Below are 19801 nucleotides of genomic sequence, written 5' to 3'. Positions count from 1 at the left end.
AATCTGTCGCATGATTCAGGTTTACTAATAAAAAGAAAAGCCACTGCTAATAATGCAATGGCTTTTTCTTCAATTATATCCTCCGGTATAAGTTATTGGGTGTTTTTATTCATCGTCATCGCTTTCGCTACCGTCAATGACTACATTTGGATCTATAGGCGCATCATCTTCATCGTCTTCTATCCGCTCAATTTTTGCAACCGAGCAGATTTCATCTTTCTTGTTCAACTTGATCAACCGCACACCTTGTGTAGCACGTCCCATAACTCTCAAGTCTGAAACCCTGAGACGGATAACAATACCTGACCTGTTGATAATCATCAGGTCGTCTTGGTCTGTTACATCTTTTATGGTAACAAGTGGACCGGTTTTCTCAGTTAGGTTAATTGTTTTAACACCCTTTCCACCTCTGTTGGTGATCCTATAGTCATTTATATCAGATCGTTTTCCATATCCTTTTTCAGATACGACCAGCAGGTTCGTTTCAGTATTACTAATATGAACTATACCAACTACTCTATCATGTTCATCTTGAAGGGTTACACCGCGGACACCTGCAGCGGTTCTTCCCATTGGCCTAACGTGTTCTTCGTTAAACCTGATAGCCCTACCAGAACGTAACGCTATTACCAGGTCATCGCTTCCTGTAGTTAGGCGCACATCCAGTAACTTATCCCCTTCATTGATGGTAATGGCATTTATACCATTAGAGCGAGGACGAGAGTATGCCTCAAGGCTAGTTTTCTTAATGGTACCTTTTTCAGTACACATAACCAGGAAAGTATTGTTGATATAATCCTGGTCGTGTAGATTTTTAACATTGATAACAGCTTGTACCTTCTCGTGCTTTTCAATATTTATAAGGTTTTGAAGCGCTCTGCCTTTAGAAACTTTACTACCTTCAGGAACCTCGTAAACCCTCAACCAGTATACTTTTCCTGCATCTGTAAATATTAGCAGGTAATTGTGGGTTGTAGCCATAAACAGGTGCTCCGTAAAGTCGTTGTCTTTAGTAACAACGCCTCTAGAACCCACGCCACCCCTACTTTGGGCCTTATATTCAGTTAGTGGTGTTCTTTTAATATATCCTTCATGAGAAATGGTAATGAGCATTTCTTCGTCTGCTAAAATGTCTTCTATAGAGATCTCATCTGAAGAATGTTCTATTTGAGTCCTTCTTTTGTCACCATAACGATCTTTCATTTCTGTAAGCTCGTCTTTGATGATCTGCATACGAAGCTCTTTCTTTGCTAGAATTTCTTTTAAACGGCCAATGAGTGCCATTACTTCTTCGTATTCCTTAACGATTTTATCGCGCTCCATGCCAGTAAGCCTCTGAAGTCTCATATCCAGAATGGCACGGGCTTGGATTTCCGAAAGTTCAAAGTTGCTGATAAGACCTTCCCTAGCAGTTTCTGGGTCGCGAGAGTTACGTATTAAGGCGATCACCTCGTCAAGGTTATCAAGAGCAATAAGGTATCCTTGCAAGATATGCGCCCTTTTTTCAGCCTCTTTTAGCTCATATTCAGTTCTCCTGGTCACTACCTCATGACGATGTTCCACAAAATAGTGGATCATGTCTTTTAGGTTTAGTGTCTGTGGTCTGCCTTTAACTAAGGCCACATTGTTTACCCCAAAAGAAGATTGAAGCTGTGTATATTTATAAAGGTTATTTAATACAATGCCTGGTACCGCATCTTTTTTAAGGTCATAAACGACACGAAGCCCGTCCCTATCAGATTCGTCTCTTAAATCAGAAATGCCCTCTAACCTTTTCTCGTTGATCAGTTGAGCAGTTTTCTCAATCATTGATGCCTTATTGACCATATAAGGAATTTCAGTAACAATGATCTGCTCTTTGCCTGTTGAGGTTGTTTCAAAAACCGCATTCGCCCGCATTACTACACGTCCCCTACCTGTTTCATATGCAGAGTTTATTCCTTGTACTCCATAAATGGTACCACCCGTCGGAAAGTCTGGTCCTTGGATGTGCTCCATGAGTTCTGGTATGGTGATTTCATTGTTTTCAATGTAAGCAATAATACCATTGACCACCTCAGTAAGGTTGTGTGGCGCCATATTCGTAGCCATACCCACCGCAATACCAGAGGTTCCGTTGATAAGTAAGTTTGGAACTTTTCCAGGAAGTACAGAAGGCTCCTCTAATGAGTCGTCGAAGTTAGGGCTGAAATCAACAGTGTCTTTGTTGATATCAGAAAGCATTTCCTCAGCAATCCTTTTTAGCCTGGCTTCGGTATAACGCATGGCAGCCGGAGAGTCCCCGTCTATCGAACCAAAGTTTCCCTGCCCGTCTACCATCGGATATCGCAAAGACCACTCTTGGGCCATACGTACCATGGTGTCATACACAGAACTATCGCCATGGGGGTGATACTTACCAAGTACCTCTCCCACTATTCTTGCTGATTTTTTATAAGGTTTGTTATAATTTACTCCGAGTTCGGACATTCCATACAAGACCCTTCTGTGTACGGGCTTGAGCCCATCTCTCACATCGGGTAGTGCCCGGGATACGATTACCGACATAGAATAGTCTATGTAAGCACTTCGCATTTCATCCTCAATGTTGATCGGAATAATATTGTCGTTCTCAGCCATCGTTTATTGAATAATAAAAATAAAATAATAAGGCAATTTAGTAAATCCTGTTGAAGAAACCTTCTTTTCTGTCAATTTTAAGTGGAGTTGACATAGGTTATATATTTCTTGTATAGGTTCAACTTCCTCAAACTTGTAGAATCTTCCCTTGGAATTACTTTTATACTTAAATCTTAACTTTATTTAATTTATTGTAATAATTTGATTAGTAGCTAATTAATTAAGCATATTTAGACGTACCTAAATCCATTGTCTCTACTATGTCTTTTTCTATAACTAGATTTTCAATAATGAACTGTTGTCTGTCTGGTGTATTCTTGCCCATATAGTAGCTAAGAAGCTTAGGTATACTTGTTTCTTTCTTTAATACAATAGGGTCGAGTTTAATGTCTTCACCTATAAATGTACCAAACTCTTCCGGGGAGATCTCTCCTAACCCTTTAAATCGTGTGATTTCTGGTTTGCTCCCTAACTTGTTTATTGCATTGCTTTTCTCTTCTTCACTATAGCAATAAATCGTCTCTTTTTTATTTCTGACCCTGAACAAAGGTGTGTCTAGTATATAAAGGTGTCCATTCCTTACCAAGTCAGGGAAAAACTGAAGGAAGAAGGTAAGTAAAAGAAGCCGAATGTGCATACCGTCGACGTCGGCATCAGTGGCAATGACAATTCTGTTGTACCTTAAACCGTCTAGTCCATCTTCAATATTCAAGGCATGCTGAAGGAGGTTAAACTCTTCATTTTCGTAAACGATCTTTTTGGTCAGCCCAAAACAGTTTAGAGGCTTTCCTCGAAGGCTAAATACTGCTTGTGTCTCTACTTTTCTGGATTTGGTAATGGAACCACTTGCAGAGTCACCCTCGGTTATGAAAAGTGTCGTTTCATATTTTCTTTCATCTTTTCCGTCATCCAAATGATAGCGGCAATCCCTTAATTTTTTATTGTGAAGGTTAGCTTTTTTAGCCCTTTCGTTGGCTAATTTTTTAATACCTGCTATATCCTTTCTCTCTCTTTCAGACTGCAAAATTCGCTTGTGCATTTGTTCTGCAGTCGCAGGATTTTGGTGGAGATAGTTATCTAACTCTGTCCGTACAAAATCGTTGATCCAGGTTCTTAAGCTTGGCCCATCGGGATATGTGTTTTGAGAACCTAACTTGGTTTTGGTCTGAGATTCGAATACCGGTTCCTGAATCCTTATAGCTATAGACCCTACGATAGACGCACGTATATCAGAGGCGTCGAAATCTTTTTTGAAAAACTCCCTACATGTTTTAACGATGGCTTCTCTATATGCTGCCAAATGGGTACCCCCTTGTGTAGTGTGTTGCCCATTAACAAATGAGTAATACTCTTCTCCATATTGGTTGCCATGGGTCAGGGCTATTTCAATGTCATTGCCTTTTAGGTGTATAATGGGGTACCTGATGTTTTCTTCGTCTGTTTTACGAAGTAACAAGTCAAGAAGCCCGTTTTCTGAATGGAACTTACGGCCATTGAAGTTTATGGTCAAGCCTGCATTGAGAAATGCATAATTCCACAGTTGCTCCTCCAGAAATTCAGGAATGAAGTGGTAGTTCTTAAAGATAGTACCATCAGGCACAAAACTGACAAAGGTACCATTCCGTAGGCTCGATGCCTCTTCTTTGTGCTCTTGAACTAGTTGCCCTTTCTCAAACTCAGCAATTTTTGTCATCCCATCACGGACAGACTGCACTTTAAAATAAGACGATAATGCATTGACCGCTTTGGTACCAACCCCATTTAACCCTACCGATTTTTGGAAGGCGCCAGAGTCGTATTTTCCACCTGTATTGATTTTGGATACACAGTCAACGACTTTCCCCAAAGGGATTCCGCGCCCATAGTCCCGAACCTCAACCTTGTGTTCACTGATTTTGATATCAATGGTACGCCCATGCCCCATCATGTGTTCGTCAATGGCATTGTCCAGGATTTCTTTTACAAGTATATAGATACCATCGTCCTGAGAAGAGCCGTCTCCTAGTTTACCAATATACATGCCGGGCCTAAGGCGAATATGCTCACGCCAGTCCAGCGACCGTATACTGTCTTCATTATAAGTAACATTTTCCGCCATACGGGTAGAAACCTTTTGTATAGGTTAAATTTTAAAAACTTTTTGTTAAAAGCAGTAAGCTTTTTTTAAGATAAAGATAATAAATTTTATTTTTTTGGAGGTAAATCAAAAGCTTTTGCTTCGTGATCAAGCTTACCTTTATGAGCGCCATCACAAAAAGGCTTATTTTGAGAAAGCCCACAACGGCAAAGACTAACTAAATTTCTGCCTCCGAGATCATAAACATTGCCTTGCTGATCTACTATTTCAAAATCGCCTTCAACTTTCAATGATCCATTGTTGTTTACGGTTAGTTTTGTTGATGCCATAATGTACGTTCTTTCTATATTTTTGGGTTAAAAAATTAAATCGATATCCTTTGCTGTAAATAAGCGTTTTAAGCCAGTATCATGTCAGTTTATCTTTCTTTCAGCCCTGAAAAAGTCTTAAGTAACTGATCTGTAGTCTTATTTATATACAAGTATGCATTTTTTGCATATTCAGGCTTAAAATTAACGCAATTTTTTTTATTTAAAAATTATAAGAACAGCCGATCACTTCTTAGATTAGTGTAAAATTTACAAAAACGACCATGGATAAAACTGTTTATGAAAGATTGGGGGCTGAAAATTTAAAATTGCTTGTTGATAAATTTTATGATTTGGTGTTTGCTGATCCTGATATAAGCCACCTGTTCAGTAGAACACCAAAGGAAGAAATAAAAAAGAAGCAATACATGTTTTTGACTCAGTTTTTGGGAGGTCCTTCTTTGTATTCAGAAGCATATGGCCATCCGCGAATGCGGGCCAGGCATATGCCCCATGAAATATCCGAAGATTCGGCAGTAGCCTGGTTAAAGTGCATGCATGCTGCTATTCAGCAACTCCCTGTAGATGAACAGTTAAAAGAAGATTTGTTTAATAGGTTTCCACAAACCGCATTTTTTATGGTCAATAAGCAATAGGAATGTGATGTTTTATCGATTAAACAAATAAAAGAGTGGAAAAAAATATATATTATTGCACATTAATGTAATAAATGCGGATCCTACCCCATTTCAAAGTATTACTTCAACATTAGTTAAGGAAAAATTGATCACAGAACTATATAAAATTGTCTTTTTGGTGCTTGCCCTGTTAGGGTTTCACAGTGCTGCGTTGGCACAAGCTGATAAGCATAACCAGCTTCTGGATCAGTATATATTTAACCCTTTAGTCATTAATCCAGCATATGCTGGTAAGAACCAAGCACTCACGGCAGTAGCGCACCACCGGTATCAGGATCATCGTTTTTCTGCCGGACGGCTTATACAGTCAGTTTCCCTGCACAGTCCTATAGGTGGTGAGAACTACAATGTGGGAGGTATTATAGCGCTCGATAGGTTTGGAGATAGACCTACGGCTGATGTAATGGCTATGTATGCATGGCGAATACCTGTGAAGAAAGGACATCTCTCTTTAGGGGTACAGGGTGGTGCGAGGTTTATAGGGCATGATTTAAATACTTTTGATGACGAAAATACTTTGGGCAATGCTATTCTGCCACGTTTTGGCGGAGGCGTATATTATCATGTTGATGATTTCTTTGTAGGGCTTGCTTTGCCTGATAATGTAATTAGTACTATAAATATCCCAGAAACTATATCCAATATAGTCCCACATAGATTATATACTTTTATTATTGGAAACACTTTTCGTGTAAATGAAAATTTTGATGTATTGCCATCCGTTCTTCTGAGAAGGTTTGGTTCAGGTGGTGTCTTTGCAGACTTTAATGGAAGTGTCATTTATGACAAAAGATTTTCTATAGGTGGATCTTTCAGACCAGAGCGGTCAATAGCGTTAATAACTCAAATGGAATTAGGGCAATTTAACATAGGTTATTCTTTTGAACGGTGGGCACATCGGTGGAGCGGTATTACCGCCAGAGTACACGAGCTTGTATTGACCTATAATTTTCGCTATAATGTAAAAACTGTACATCCTAGAAATTTTAAATAGTCATGAGGTATTATTGCAATATTTATACGCTTGTTGTGATAATGCTAATTTTTTTTAGCAGTCAGCTGCACGGACAGCTTTTGTCGGAAGAACAAGCTGATACCACTTTATATAAAGTGATTCACATGCCATTTAACTCTACGGCTTCTGACTTTTGCGCAGTACCGTATAGAGATGGCATAATTTTCTGTTCGGCTCGGAAGAGTGTAAACAGTGTTTCTTTTTTCTCTGATGGTTCGGGGCATCAAATGAGTAATCTTTTTTATACAGAGAATACCTATGCCAACCGATGGACTAAACCAAGGTTATTTTCCAGGATATTCTTTAGCCGTTTCAACGAGGGGCCTGTTTGTTTTGATGAAAACTATTCTACTATGTTCTTTACGGCCAACCTTAACCCGGCTTCTGTAGGTAAAGAAAGGAAGAAAGATGCCTATTCTTTAAAAATTTTTAGGGCAAGGATGGTAAATAATGAGTGGGTGAATATTCAAAGCCTTCCTTTTAACAGTGACAAATATTCAAACGGTCACCCTAGCCTTTCTGCAGACGGGACTAAACTGTTTTTTGCATCCGATATGCCAGGTGGGTATGGAGGGAGCGACATTTACGTTTCTGTTTACAAAGAAGGAAGCTGGAGTAAACCAATGAATCTTGGTCCTGATGTCAATACAAGTGGTGATGAGCTGTTTCCCTATATAACCCATGACGGAAGTTTGTATTTTGCTTCAGATGGACACAAAGGTTTAGGTGGACTCGATGTGTATTCTGCTAGTTTTGTGAATGACAAATGGACAAATGTATCTAATCTCGGAAAGCCTGTAAACTCAGATGCTGATGATTTTGGGTTTCTCATTGAAAAAAATGGCATTACTGGCTACTTTTCTTCTAACCGTAATGGATCTGCAGATAATATTTATAGGTTTGAAAGAAGCAGTCCTAAATGTGACACAGTTCAAAATGTCGATTTTTGCTTCACTTTTTTCGAAAAAAGTTCTTTAGAGGAGTCTTCTTTACCTTTGGCTTATGAGTGGTCTCTTGGTGATGGCAATAAAAAAAGGGGCGCAGAAATAAACCATTGCTATGAAAAATCTGGCTCTTATACTATACAGTTAAATATTATTGACAGTATTACAGGAAAAGTCTTCTTTAATGAAGCTACTTATGAAATTTCTATAGACCCTATCAGAAAGCCTTATTTTGAGCTTGTGGGCGGAAAAGTTGTTGACAATACAGCTATATTTGATGCTTCCAGATCATCCTTGCCGCATTGTATTATAGATGAATATCTATGGGACTTTGGAGATGGTTTTACTTCATTAGGCAAGCAAGTGAAGCACAGGTATTCGTCACCTGGTGTTTATGAGGTTTACCTTAATATTTCAGGCGTATCCGATATCTCTGGTGGAGAATGTTCTTCTTGCGTAACTAAAAAGATAAAAGTCCCTGCCAATGATAGTTTGATGGTTGACTCTTTGGCAATGCAGGCGTCTGGGCAATTGTCTTCTGTGCACCATGCATCGGAAAGTGACTCTCTTATATATAAAGTGCAGCTTACTTCTTCTGAAACCCCTATCCCTTTGGATTCTGAACGGTTTTGTGGTATTGATCAACCTGTTTCTGAATATTATGACCGGGGGCAATATGGGTATACAGTGGGAGAAGAAACCGAACTTTTAGCCGCATATCCTTTATATGTAGACATTAAAGAAAAGGGCTTCGAGGATGCTCAAGTCGTTGCTTTTAGCAATGGGAAGCTTGTATCTGGAAACGACACATCCAATACATCGCAAAGTCAAGAACCTACATCTGTTACATATTTGAGCGGAAGAACCATAAATCGTTTTGGAGAACCATTGCCGGCGACAGTATATCTTGAGGATTTAACTTATGGTAAAAAAATTGCTGTTTTTTCTACAGATTCTTCTGAAGGGCGGTTTGAAATTATGCTAATGAACAACCGTCTTTATGGGTTTTATGCAGAATACCCAGACCACTACTCTGTTTCTAATCATATAGACCTTAGGGATGAAAGCCGGAGTTTAGAAATCAAAAAGAACATTGAGCTTGTTGCCATAGAGCATATGGCTGATGACAATTTTTCCTTAAGAATAAATAATCTTTTCTTTGACTCTAACTCATCAAAAGTATCCAGCGAATCATATGCAGAGTTGGATAGGTTGGCAAAGATGATTAAGAAACATAATAATGTAAAAGTAGAAATTGCTGGGCATACAGATAATATCAACACACATGACTATAACTTAAAGTTGTCTCAGAAAAGAGCGGAAGCCGTGAAAGATTACCTGGTGTCTATAGGCGTTGGTAAAAACCAAATTACAGCTAAAGGATATGGTTTTACAAGACCTTTGGTAAGTAATTCTACTGAAAGAGGTAGATATCTTAACAGAAGGGTTGAATTTCGTTTTGTTTTTGACTAAATTTAAGTAAGTTTAAACGTGCATGCTGAATAAAAACACTATATCAAAACAGGTTCCTGGTCTTTTTATGGCCGTGTTTTTCTGTGTTCTTTCAGGATGTTTATCTAACCTTAAAGCTCAACCAGTACCTTCATCGGAAGAAAATATTCCTTTTTTGGTAACTTTTGGTAAAGATGCTGATCCTTCGTGGGGAGATGACGATTTTAGCCAAACCTTTTTCTTTGTAATACCGCCTGATCAGAAAAAACCAGTTTTTATACGGGTTTATGACCCTGATACAGGTGGGAGTTATGATGAAGTTAAAGGAGTTGCTGATACTAAAACAAAGTTTAGTATTTATGGAGGTAAAGGCTGTATAACTGACCCTGCTGCCACTTCCGTAGATCCGGAGGGAAAGAATAAATCAGGCATACTGATCGCTTCAAAGACATTTGGAAATCAATCCATGTATGATAAAAACTGGTACTCTTTTGGCCCTTTTAATCCCGTAGAAGGTGAGTATGTAAAGGAGTATGGAGGTTATGTTTTTAAAGTAATTGCAGAAGGCATTTCAGGAGATGATGGAAACCTTTATAAATACTTTTTGAGTTCTTCGCCTGTTGAGAACATCCCAATTGAAGGGGCTAACTCTTTTACCTTCGAATATACCTTCCGTTTGCCAGATAAAGCTGGGTCAGTTTCTCATATCTATCCATTCGTAAGCAAAGATGTCGTAGCAGTAAAAATCCATACCTTCGACTTTGACTATGATGGTAGGATTAGAATTGTTTCAGTGGCAAAAAAGCATGAAGATGTACAAATTTCTGGTGATAACGACTGGGTAACTAGTACGCATAAAATTTCTGATCAGGAAAAGAATACTTCTTTGGATATTCAGATCATCAAAACTGAAGATTTTAATAATAATAATGTAGTTTTCTATATTACCAACCAATATGGAAAGGCACTGCCTTTTTATACATCTCCTATAGGTGGAACGCCAAAGTTTAAATATGAAATAGGTGTTAAACCTTTCAATTCAAACAAATAAATTAGTCGGTCCTTGAGTTTTAAGAAGCTTTATATTTGGAGTGTAGTTTGGGTGCTTTTTCTCCAAAATGCATCTTCACAAACATTTAATTTTCGCAACTTTGATATTAATGATGGCCTACCGCAATCATATGTGTATGCCTTACAGCAAGACCAAGATGGTTTTTTATGGGTAGGTACGGGAGAAGGCCTTTGCCGATTTGATGGACGGAATTTCCGAACATTTAAAATTTCTGACGGTCTCGCAGAAAATTTTATTACTGCCTCTCATTTTTCTCCTGATGGAATTATGTGGACAGGTCATTATCATGGAGGAATCTCTTACTTTAATGGTACTGACTTTAAGCACCTGCCCACAGGTGCTTACGCTACAAGTAGTATTACAGGGTTTGCAGACCTTCCTGATAAAACATTATTGGCTTCTACACAGGCCAGTGGACTTGTATTAGTTGGACTAAAATCAGGGGTGCACCATATAGAGCTTCCTGAAGAAAGAATTATCACCTCTATTAGGAGCTTTGCAAACGGTGAAATCCTTATTGGTACCAATGAAGGATTGTTGTTGTGCAAGCTAGAAAAAAAAGAGATTATCGTTCTTAAGGAGTTTTTGAATGATGTCCAGGTTCTTAATATTTCCCCTGCAAAAGAAAATAGCGCTTTTTGGATCTCTACCGGGGAAGAAGGCATTTACAAGTACCGGCAGAAAAGTAAAAATCCTTTACAAAAAGTGTCCATACCTTTGGATTTTGCTGAACAAAAAATTAACCTGACCTACGAAGACCGGGATGGTAACCTTTGGTTAAGTTTTTTGGGAGAAGGTATTCACAGGCTTTATAATAATGACGACGGCTATGAAAAAGCTGGTCATTATACTACATCTTCTGGTCTAAGCAGTGATTATGTCAGGTCGATATTGGAAGATCGCGAAGGCAATATTTGGATAGGCACTGTAGGTGGTGGCCTAGATCAGTTAATGGATCCTGTATTTACGCTCTACACCCATAAAGATGGCCTTCCCAGTGATGACATTGCTGCTTTGTACTTAGATGACCAACAGCAGTTGTGGCTAGGATGTGAAAACAAACTTGTTGGTATGGTCGGTGGTAATAAAGTGCCAGAAGTGGTCTTTGAATTACCCAATGAAACTTCAAGTAATAGCTTTGAAATCACAAGCATCTGTGAAGATGATTCAGGTGATTTACTATTGGGGACTGTTAGGGAAGGTGTATGGAAATACAGCAGGAAAGATAAAATAGCTGAAAAGTTTTTTTACTCTTCTCATAATCTTTTACATAATAGGATAAAAGGTTTGTCTAAGGATAAAAACGGCAATATATGGATTGCTACTGAAGAAGGTGTTTTTAACTACCGCTCTAAAGATAAAAGCTTTAAGCACCTTACTATGGAAGATGGCTTGGCACATAATAATGTTTTTTATGCTTATCCTGACAACTTAGGATATATTTGGTTTGCTACACATGGTACTGGTCTCTCTTGTTTTTTAAATGACTCAATTATTAACCACCCCTCTCCTATCGATACACGCGGTATCGAAACCAACTGCTTTGCCAGGGATAAGGATGGTAATCTTTGGATTGGAACCTATGGACAGGGTATCTTTATTTTTGACGGCAAAGAGTTTGTTTATAACTATACAGCCAAAGATGGACTGGTTTCTAACTATTGTTACTCTATACATGCAGACCGTAACGGTAATATTTGGGTGGGGCACAAAACTGGAATTTCTAAGTTTTTGGTAGAAAAAAACACTTTTAGTAAATATCAAAAAAAGGAAGGTTTTTTAGTCGAAGGAGTCAATAGCCACTCTATAATAGAAGACCAAAGCAATATTTATTTTGGAACTGGAAATGGCCTCTTAAAATATAATTTTAGAGCTGATAAAACAATGATGGCTGGACCATTGATCAGTCTTTCGGACATAAGCCTTTTCTTTAAGAAGACAGACTGGAACCAGTTTTCTAAAAATGTAACCGGACTGGCAAGGTTGCCTCAAAACCTGGTCTTGCCCCATAATAAAAATCACCTGACATTTTCTGTTTCTGGCATTAGCTTGACAGCTCCTGACAAAGTCAAGTATCAGTATAAATTGGAAGGCTTTGACAGTGAATGGTCACTCATTACCAATGAAGACTTTATTACTTACTCCAATATTCCTCCTGGTGATTATACATTTAAAGCCATGGCTGTGAATAATATGGGCGTAAACAGTAAAGCTGTATCATTTGAGTTTTCTGTGTCATCCCCATTTTGGAAAACGTGGTGGTTTATGATTCTAACAGCCACTTCTGGGCTAGGGTTAATGGCTATGTTTGTAAAGGTGAGAACTGATAACCTTAGAAAACAACGAGAAGTCCTTCAGGAAGAAAAATCTAAATTACTATCTGAAATCAGGGTTCGTAAACGGGCTGAGCGTAAGCAAAAAATAAGTGAAGAGAAGCTAAAGCAAACTAATAAAGAACTTAATTTATTTATTTACAAGTCTTCTCATGATATAAGAGGGCCACTAAAATCTGTTAAGGGTTTGACTGAACTAGGCAAAATGGAGTTAAAAGAACGATTAGCGCATAGTTATCTAAATATGATAAATGACAGCGTTGACCGTTTAGACGCTATAACCAAAAACCTGATTGAGATTGTAGAAATGACAGAAGCTGATATTGATAGCTGCATGGTTGATTTCAATCAATTAGTTGCTTCTGTAATAGAAGATGGAGTAGAACAGGAGTGTGCTGTAAAAAATATTAAGATTGATGTTACAATAGAAGTTGAAAAGGAGTTTTACAATGATTTTAAGCTTCTACACACCATTTTAAAAAACATTATTGACAACTCTATCTTTTTCTATAACCCAGAAAGGCCATCTTCTTACATCAAAATAAGGATTGCTACTTATAGAAATGGGATAATCATTACTGTGAGCGATAATGGCTTGGGGATTGATAAATCTGTACAAGACAGGTGCTTTGAGATGTTTTATAGAGGGTCAAGTTTGTCAAAAGGGTCTGGCTTGGGCTTATATGTGGTTCAAAAGATTGCAACAAGGCTTGAAGGGTTTGTTAAGCTTGACTCAAACTTGAATGAAGGTACTAGTATTGATATTTATATACCCAACCTTAAATAGGGGAAATGTATAAACTTTTTTAGCAGATATTAAATAAAAAAGGCAGACTTACGGGCCTGCCTTTTTTTTATTTACTAACTTAACTTCTGCACTTACCAACGCTACGCATTCAATTTCCCCTCTAGCCTATCAACACATCTAAACACTTCTGCCAACTTCACTCCTTTTGAATGCCTTCTATTAAAAGAACTGGCAACTTGGAATTTTGTTATTTAACACCAAAAATTAGCGGAAAAACAAATACTACTATAATAGTCCATACGCTATAAAGAGGTAAAAATAAAGCTATTGACATTCCTACTTCAGCTATACTTCCTTTCCTTTGCAAGCTCCGGAGCAATTTAATAGCCACCAAAAATAGATTGGCAAGTATGAGAATATTACCCCCGAGAACCGCTAAACGGTTTGGAGAAATGCCCCATTCATTTATACGGAAAAGAATTTCCGAATCCTTCTATTCAAAACTTTAGGTACATAATCTAAAGAATATGCTAAGGCAATTCCTATGGTGTACCGAACAAAGTCAATTAGAACAAAACTACGCCCCAATACTAAAGCGCCAACCGTTGTACTTCTGAGATAATTAAGCCATTCAGCCTGATACAGCTGGCTTAGCTCTATAAAAAAGCTAAAAGACAAACTTAGTACAACAGAGAAAACCATCCCTCTATCTGGCCAAAGCATCCTGCATCCAAAGTAAACCATGGCTGCCCAAAGTGCATCGCCGGCATGATCCGCTATAAAAACCGGGATTTGAGAAGCAAAAACTCTGGAAGACATTCCCAAGACAATAATTATTAGAACAATACCAAAATATAAAAACCTTATCTTCATAAATTTAAAAAGGCCATAATGTAAGGAGTAAAAACCAGTAAAGCCACCGTTACCGAAAACAAAGCAGCCAAAAGTACACCGGCAGCCGCCACATCTTTTATTAATCCAGCCAATGCGTTTTTTTCCGGAGAGACTAAGTCTACCAGTTTTTCCATAGCGGTATTAAACGCTTCAGCCAGCCAGACAGAAAATATAGACAGACTAATCCACAACCACTCCCCACTCGAGAGCTTTAAAGATAAGCCAAGAAGTAGTACGAAAATTGTGGCCGTAAGATGTACCCTAACATTGTTTTCCATCTTTATCATAATCCATAACCCCTGAAAGGCATACCGGAAACTTTTAATGCTTTTAAGAATCATATTTTTCAAGGTTTTGATTATCCATAAATGTTGCAAGCAAAAAATATATGCACAACAATAAGCCTGTAAACAAAACAGTAATTGTTATGGCTGTTTTGTCTGTAAGGTGTAATAAGGCATCTTTGAGAAGGGCTTCTGTATTAAAAAATAAGTCCCAGGAATTCCACCTTCGCACCCTGCCGAGGTAAATACCATAGCCGGAAAGGGAAAGTATAAAAACAATAAAGAGCCAGTTATAAGCAAACCTGACCAGTTTTTGAAATGCCTGATGCACATAATAAAGGGAGATGATACCGCTAAAAAGCCCGGTAATTGAAAAGGTAAAAAGCAGAAAAGCATCGTACCAAAGCGGAATGGAAGGTTTTTCTTTAAGATGGATTAGATCTGTAACAATGTACGGTGCATTAGGAAAAAACAGAAGCCATAAAAGGGCCCAGCAATACCATTACAAGGGTATTTTGACTACTTTTTTTGCTCAAAGCATAAAGGTTAAGCCCTAACACTAAGGGGATCAATGCCAGAAATAAGTTCCATATCAAAAACAGGTAGGTAGTCTGTCCGCTCAAAAATATCCTAAGACCTAGCATACCGCAGCACATAGCGGACATGATAGCCATTATCGCTGCAAGACGAATTTCACTATTAGTTTTTATCATAGTTGGTTTTACTTTAGGTTTTGATGAGCTTTAATGAACTGCCAGTTTTCCTTAATGGCCTGTTGTACCCTTACATCATCCAAGTTCAGAGACTGCCAGCCTTTATCGTTTTGTTTATAAGCATAGCTTATAGCTTTCTCACTCAGTAGCATACTGACCGTTGGGTCAGAACCATAGTTTTGCTGGTAACGGAGCATTTCAGGTATTACAGAAGCGGATAAGGATAATAAATACCTTTCATCAGGCGCAGGTTTGGAAAGGTTGTGCGAGACAATTATTTGATCCCATGGAAAAAAGCAACTGCCTATTAATACCACATAAAAAGCCCAGCTACTTTTTCGGAACAGAAACCAATTACTATGAGTATTTTTATTCTTTAAATAGGTAATAATTAACCCTATCAGGCACAACAACAGATACACATATACGCCTATCCTTTTATAGGTCAATGCATATTCCATGATGTACAGATTGTTCTTTGCAGCGCTGGTTATGATGAGAATACCATTCTGAACAATCCAGGCAAAAGCCAGTACCTTCAAGTGTTTCCTGTTTTTATGAAAGTTTAGGTTTCCCCGGAAATAAAATAGAATAACAGCAATAGCAACAATGATAGAAAAAATTAGCGTGTTAATGCTTTGGTGTAGAAATGTTGAATAAGTAATTCCATGAGGAAGCTTATTTAATGATAAAAGAAATTGAAAATCAACAACATTTACAACTAGCAAAAGACCATTTAGCAGGTACAACAAAATCACACCAGACTGAAATTCATTGACTATAGATGACAAGAAACCGCTATCAGAACTGTTTTCCTGTAGTTTATCAGAAGCAGCCTGGTCTATTTCCTTCAACCATGGGATATGCTTTTGGGCAAATGTTCCATATACTAAAGGCATACCCGTGAGGGTGAAAAAGAGCATTCCCCACGATATAAAGCTTAAATCGATCTTTGCCACCAGTTCATCAAAAAGAGGATTGGCACTTCGGTAAAGAAGAACAAAACAGAATGTCACAAGCACAGGCAGGACAACAACCAAAACCTTCTTTATCCAATCCCCGGATGGGTTATCTGGATGTTTTTCGAGCCTTTCGGCAAATTGGATAAACATCTCAGGCAAGCTCATCACGTAACTATACAAGGCATGCAACAAGGAAAAGATAACCGAAGCCTTACGATTAGCTGAAAAGCCAGCAGCCAGAAGCATGGATAAGATGTTTGCAAAAACCGACAGCGTGTTACCATAAAGGAACACACAAACTGAGGCCAATATACTCCCTATAGCCGCCACCAACCATGCAGGGCTTTTCATCAAAAAAGGCTTTTGGAGTGCAATACTGCTTGTTACCAAAATAGTAAACAAGAGAAAGTTTATGCCTGCCGATTGAGCATAAAACAAGTAGCTGTAAGCAGCTATTAAAACAATAAACAAAGCATCAGATTTTTTCATAGTTGTTTTTATTTAAAAGTACTTTGAGTTTCAAAGTTAAAAGGCAAAAAAATATAGGCTCATAAGTTTTCATTGTTTCGAATCAATGACTCCAAGGCATTAAGGTGTTCCTTAAAAGCTTTGCGTCCTTCATCCGTTACCGAAAAAGCAGTATTGGGCTTTTTACCAATAAATGATTTTCGTACCCTTATGAAACCAATCTTTTCCAGGGCGGCCGCATGACTAGCCAGGTTGCCATCAGTGACATCCAGTTTCTCTTTCATCTCGCGAAAGTCTACCCAGTCAGTTACCATTAGTACTGACATAATACCCAGTCGAATCCGGTTTTCAAAAGCTTTATTTAAATTGGTTATTAAAGACTTCACTTTTCGTATTTAAAGTACATAACGGTTCCGTAAATAATATGCATAAAACCAAAGCCAGTGACCCAGAAAAGCAGTCCATAGCCAATAAAAAACATAGAAATTAAACCGAGTCCTATCTGGCAAAATGCTAAATACCGTATATCTGTAAGGGTATATTTACTGCCATTGAGTAGAGCCAAACCATAAAACACCAAGGTTGCCGGAGCCACCAACCCCACTAGTCCGTGGTACAAAAGCCCTATAATAAACCCCCCTCCTGCCATCATAGGAATTGCTACATTCACAATCAACCGGCGGCTAGTGCTATCCCAAATCTTTTGCCCCTTTTTCTTCGTTTGCCTTACCGTAAGAAGGATTCCTGTACCGATTGTGAATAAAAGAACGAGACCGGCATCAATAAAGAAAAAAAGATAAAAGTCCTCCTTCTCCATGTAATGCGTTCCTGTGGCTGCTACCAGGTGCAGATTTAGATACCATGCAGCAGCGGCTGCTCCAATAAGTGCATATATCCCAGCAAAAACACCGGATAACCCACTCAGAGATATAAATCTTGAGGACTTATCCATTAAAGAGCGAATCTCTTTGAGTTCCTTTAGGTGTTCTAATGTGTCTGCCATATGTTAAAGTACTTTGTTGTTCAAAGTAAATTAACAAATTCTCAATTTGCAAGAGAAAGGTTTTATTTTTTTTGCGTTGGTTTGCCTCTTTTTTTCATGTTTAGGGACAAAGCATTTTTTTTGTTTAAGTACAAATGTTGTCAGTTAGAGCTAAATTTTATTGGTAAGTGTAACTGTCTGGCAGATCCCTCCTTCGTCGGGATGAAAGGTTATTATTATTAAAGTTGTAGATAGCAGAAAATCAGAATTTAACCGTCATTGCGAGGTGCGAGATAGTGGTTGTTAAAGTTCTTGAAGTGAAAGTTTAAGGCTTTAGGTCCTTATGAAACAATGCCACAGCAATCTGTTTGGGCAATCTGTTTTGGTTGAATATTTGTAGGGGAAAAATACTAGACCTTACGATCAGATTGCTTCGTCGTTCCTCCTCGCAAAGACGTGGTTGGGTAAAGGGGCTGCTTGGTTTAGGGATAGATTTGTGAGCTTTTTTGATGTACTGGTTAAGAGTTGTAATTATCAGAAAGCCAAAACTTACCCGTCATTGCGAGGTGCGAGATAGTGGTTGTTAAAGTTCTTGAAGTGAAAGTTTAAGGCTTTAGGTCCTTATGAAACAATGCCACAGCAATCTGTTTGGGGCAAGCTGTTTTGGTTGAATATTTGTAGGGGAAAAATACTAGACCTTACGATCAGATTGCTTCGTCGTTCCTCCTCGCAAAGACGTGGTTGGGTAAAGGGGCTGCTTGGTTTAGGGATAGATTTGTGAGCTTTTTTGATGTACTGGTTAAGAGTTGTAATTATCAGAAAGCCAAAACTTACCCGTCATTGCGAGGCGTAAGTTAGTGGTTGTTAAAGTTCTTTAGGTGAAATTTTAAAGCTTTAGTTCCTTATGAAGCAATGCCGCGGCAATCTGTTTGTGGTAAGCTGTTTTGGTTGAATATTTGTAGGGGTATAATACTAGACCTGACGATGAGATTGCTTCGTCGTTCCTCCTCGCAAAGACGTGGTTGGGTAAAGGGGCAGTTTGGTTTAGGGATAGATTTGTGAGTAAATCCTGAAATTCTGAGAATTCTGATTCAGACAGTTTAAAATAGCTCCGTAGGGGCGGATTAAAAAAGAGACCGCTGATACAAGCGGTCTCTTTATGGTTGATGGGTTGGTATTGGATCCAATCAAGCGTTCATCGCATTGTAGATTTTGATTGCAGCGTTTTCATTTAAAAAATCTGAGTAGTAATCTGGACTTCCAGAGTTTATAAAAACACAGCTACCTCCATGGACTAGGTCAATAATTGTATTGGTCTTGTCTACAGGCACGGCTGGACATCCGTGGCTTCTGCCTAATCTTCCGTTTTGACTAACAAAGTCATCGCAAACATAGCTTGCTCCGTGAATGACTATGGCCCGTGACAAAGCGTTGTTGTTGAAGTTTTCATCAAGGCCTTCTATTCTCAATGATTTTCCATGTTTTCCTTGGTAAATGTTCTTGGTAACAAAAAAACCTTGGCTACTCATATGTGAGCCTGGTGCATTAGAAAAGTTTAATGCTACATTATCACCAGTGTTTTTACCATGGGCTACTAATGTATGCTCCACAATCTCCCTTTTATCCAAATCAATGATCCAAAGCCTTTTTTCTGTAGATGGTTTGGTATAGTCTATAATGGTAACAATTGACTGGTTTTGCAAAACCTGGTTTTCCAACATGTTATAATACCCAGTAACACCTTTACGGAACACTTCGAAACTTAACCCGGTAGAGTCTAGTGCAGCAGCTTTATAGATTTCCTCCAGGTGTTGTTCATAGTTTTCTCTTTCTTGTGAACCTTTTACTTTGTCTACTGCTTTGTCAAGTGACTCAGTGCTTTTTACAACATATTCTGAATAATTCTCATCACGAGAAAAAACACTTCTTGGTGTGTAAATAAATAGTGCAATTAAAGTGTAAATAATAAATCGTTTCATATAGGTCTTAAAAAACAGGTTCATAATAACTACAAAACCCTGCTTGCTTGCGTTCTGACAAAACCACACAATTTTTAACAGGATATGACATGTTGTTTAAATGGTTTTTGAGCATTATTACCATATAGAAGAATCTCCTTTTTGCTGGCAAATCAGGTAGGCTCCTAAATTATCCACAAGTTTACCTATGCTTGGTAAAACAAGGCAAAACTTACAGTCACGCACGATTTTTCTGGTTTTTATGCCGGTTTCT

General features: G+C 38.3%; 15 protein-coding genes. 5 read left to right on the top strand and 10 right to left on the bottom strand.

Annotated elements, in window-relative coordinates:
• Positions 1-105: 105 nt before the first annotated feature.
• From gyrA to RCC89_12785, 3 genes are all read right to left on the bottom strand, one after another.
• Positions 106-2619: a DNA gyrase subunit A gene (gyrA, locus tag RCC89_12795; protein WMJ74034.1), complete on the bottom strand. Its 2514-nt coding sequence runs from the start codon at positions 2617-2619 to the stop codon at positions 106-108.
• Between the two features lie 220 nt (positions 2620-2839).
• The gene (locus tag RCC89_12790; protein ID WMJ74033.1) at positions 2840-4717 is read right to left on the bottom strand and encodes a DNA topoisomerase IV subunit B; all 1878 of its coding nucleotides are present in this window, start codon (positions 4715-4717) and stop codon (positions 2840-2842) included.
• 86 nt (positions 4718-4803) lie between these two features.
• Positions 4804-5025, bottom strand: a complete 222-nt coding sequence (locus RCC89_12785) for a CDGSH iron-sulfur domain-containing protein (protein ID WMJ74032.1) — start codon at positions 5023-5025, stop codon at positions 4804-4806.
• 263 nt (positions 5026-5288) lie between these two features.
• On the opposite strand from RCC89_12785, the gene RCC89_12780 reads away from it, so the two are divergent.
• Genes RCC89_12780 through RCC89_12760 form a run of 5 tightly spaced genes read left to right on the top strand, consistent with a single transcriptional unit; the run spans position 5289 to position 13305 of the window.
• A complete protein-coding gene (locus tag RCC89_12780) occupies positions 5289-5660 on the top strand; it encodes a globin (protein WMJ74031.1) in 372 nt (123 codons plus the stop codon).
• 55 nt (positions 5661-5715) lie between these two features.
• Positions 5716-6696, top strand: a complete 981-nt coding sequence (locus tag RCC89_12775; protein ID WMJ74030.1) for a PorP/SprF family type IX secretion system membrane protein — start codon at positions 5716-5718, stop codon at positions 6694-6696.
• Positions 6697-6737: 41 nt separating this feature from the next.
• Positions 6738-9134: a PKD domain-containing protein gene (locus RCC89_12770; protein WMJ74029.1), complete on the top strand. Its 2397-nt coding sequence runs from the start codon at positions 6738-6740 to the stop codon at positions 9132-9134.
• Positions 9135-9156: 22 nt separating this feature from the next.
• Complete coding sequence (locus tag RCC89_12765; GenBank protein ID WMJ74028.1) at positions 9157-10164, top strand: hypothetical protein; 1008 nt, start codon at positions 9157-9159, stop codon at positions 10162-10164.
• A gap of 12 nt (positions 10165-10176) precedes the next feature.
• Complete coding sequence (locus RCC89_12760) at positions 10177-13305, top strand: two-component regulator propeller domain-containing protein (GenBank protein WMJ74027.1); 3129 nt, start codon at positions 10177-10179, stop codon at positions 13303-13305.
• Positions 13306-13731: 426 nt separating this feature from the next.
• Here the strand turns inward: RCC89_12760 and RCC89_12755 are convergent, their stop codons facing one another.
• The 7 genes from RCC89_12755 to RCC89_12725 form a co-directional block, all read right to left on the bottom strand.
• Entirely contained in the window at positions 13732-14139 is a 408-nt protein-coding gene (locus RCC89_12755; GenBank protein ID WMJ74026.1) for a DUF2809 domain-containing protein, read from the bottom strand.
• A complete protein-coding gene (locus RCC89_12750) occupies positions 14136-14501 on the bottom strand; it encodes a diacylglycerol kinase family protein (protein ID WMJ74025.1) in 366 nt (121 codons plus the stop codon). Before RCC89_12750 ends, RCC89_12755 begins: the two co-directional genes overlap by 4 nt.
• A gap of 404 nt (positions 14502-14905) precedes the next feature.
• Positions 14906-15157, bottom strand: coding sequence for a hypothetical protein (locus tag RCC89_12745; GenBank protein ID WMJ74024.1), 252 nt, complete (start codon positions 15155-15157; stop codon positions 14906-14908).
• 8 nt (positions 15158-15165) lie between these two features.
• Positions 15166-16608 carry a DUF4173 domain-containing protein gene (locus RCC89_12740; GenBank protein ID WMJ74023.1) on the bottom strand — a complete coding sequence of 481 codons (1443 nt, stop codon included), beginning with the start codon at positions 16606-16608 and terminating at the stop codon, positions 15166-15168.
• Between the two features lie 59 nt (positions 16609-16667).
• Entirely contained in the window at positions 16668-16973 is a 306-nt protein-coding gene (locus RCC89_12735; protein ID WMJ74022.1) for a transcriptional regulator, read from the bottom strand.
• Positions 16970-17590: a hypothetical protein gene (locus tag RCC89_12730; protein WMJ74021.1), complete on the bottom strand. Its 621-nt coding sequence runs from the start codon at positions 17588-17590 to the stop codon at positions 16970-16972. The genes RCC89_12735 and RCC89_12730 overlap by 4 nt, the downstream gene beginning before the upstream one ends.
• Positions 17591-18756: 1166 nt before the next feature.
• Positions 18757-19548 carry a murein L,D-transpeptidase catalytic domain family protein gene (locus RCC89_12725; protein WMJ74020.1) on the bottom strand — a complete coding sequence of 264 codons (792 nt, stop codon included), beginning with the start codon at positions 19546-19548 and terminating at the stop codon, positions 18757-18759.
• Between the last annotated feature and the right edge of the window lie 253 nt (positions 19549-19801).

It is taken from the genome of Cytophagaceae bacterium ABcell3, from assembly GCA_030913385.1.
Taxonomy (GTDB): Bacteria; Bacteroidota; Bacteroidia; order Cytophagales; family Cytophagaceae; genus ABcell3.
The sequence above is the reverse complement of the archived record's forward strand: the minus strand, read 5'-3'. Positions and strand labels throughout refer to the sequence as shown.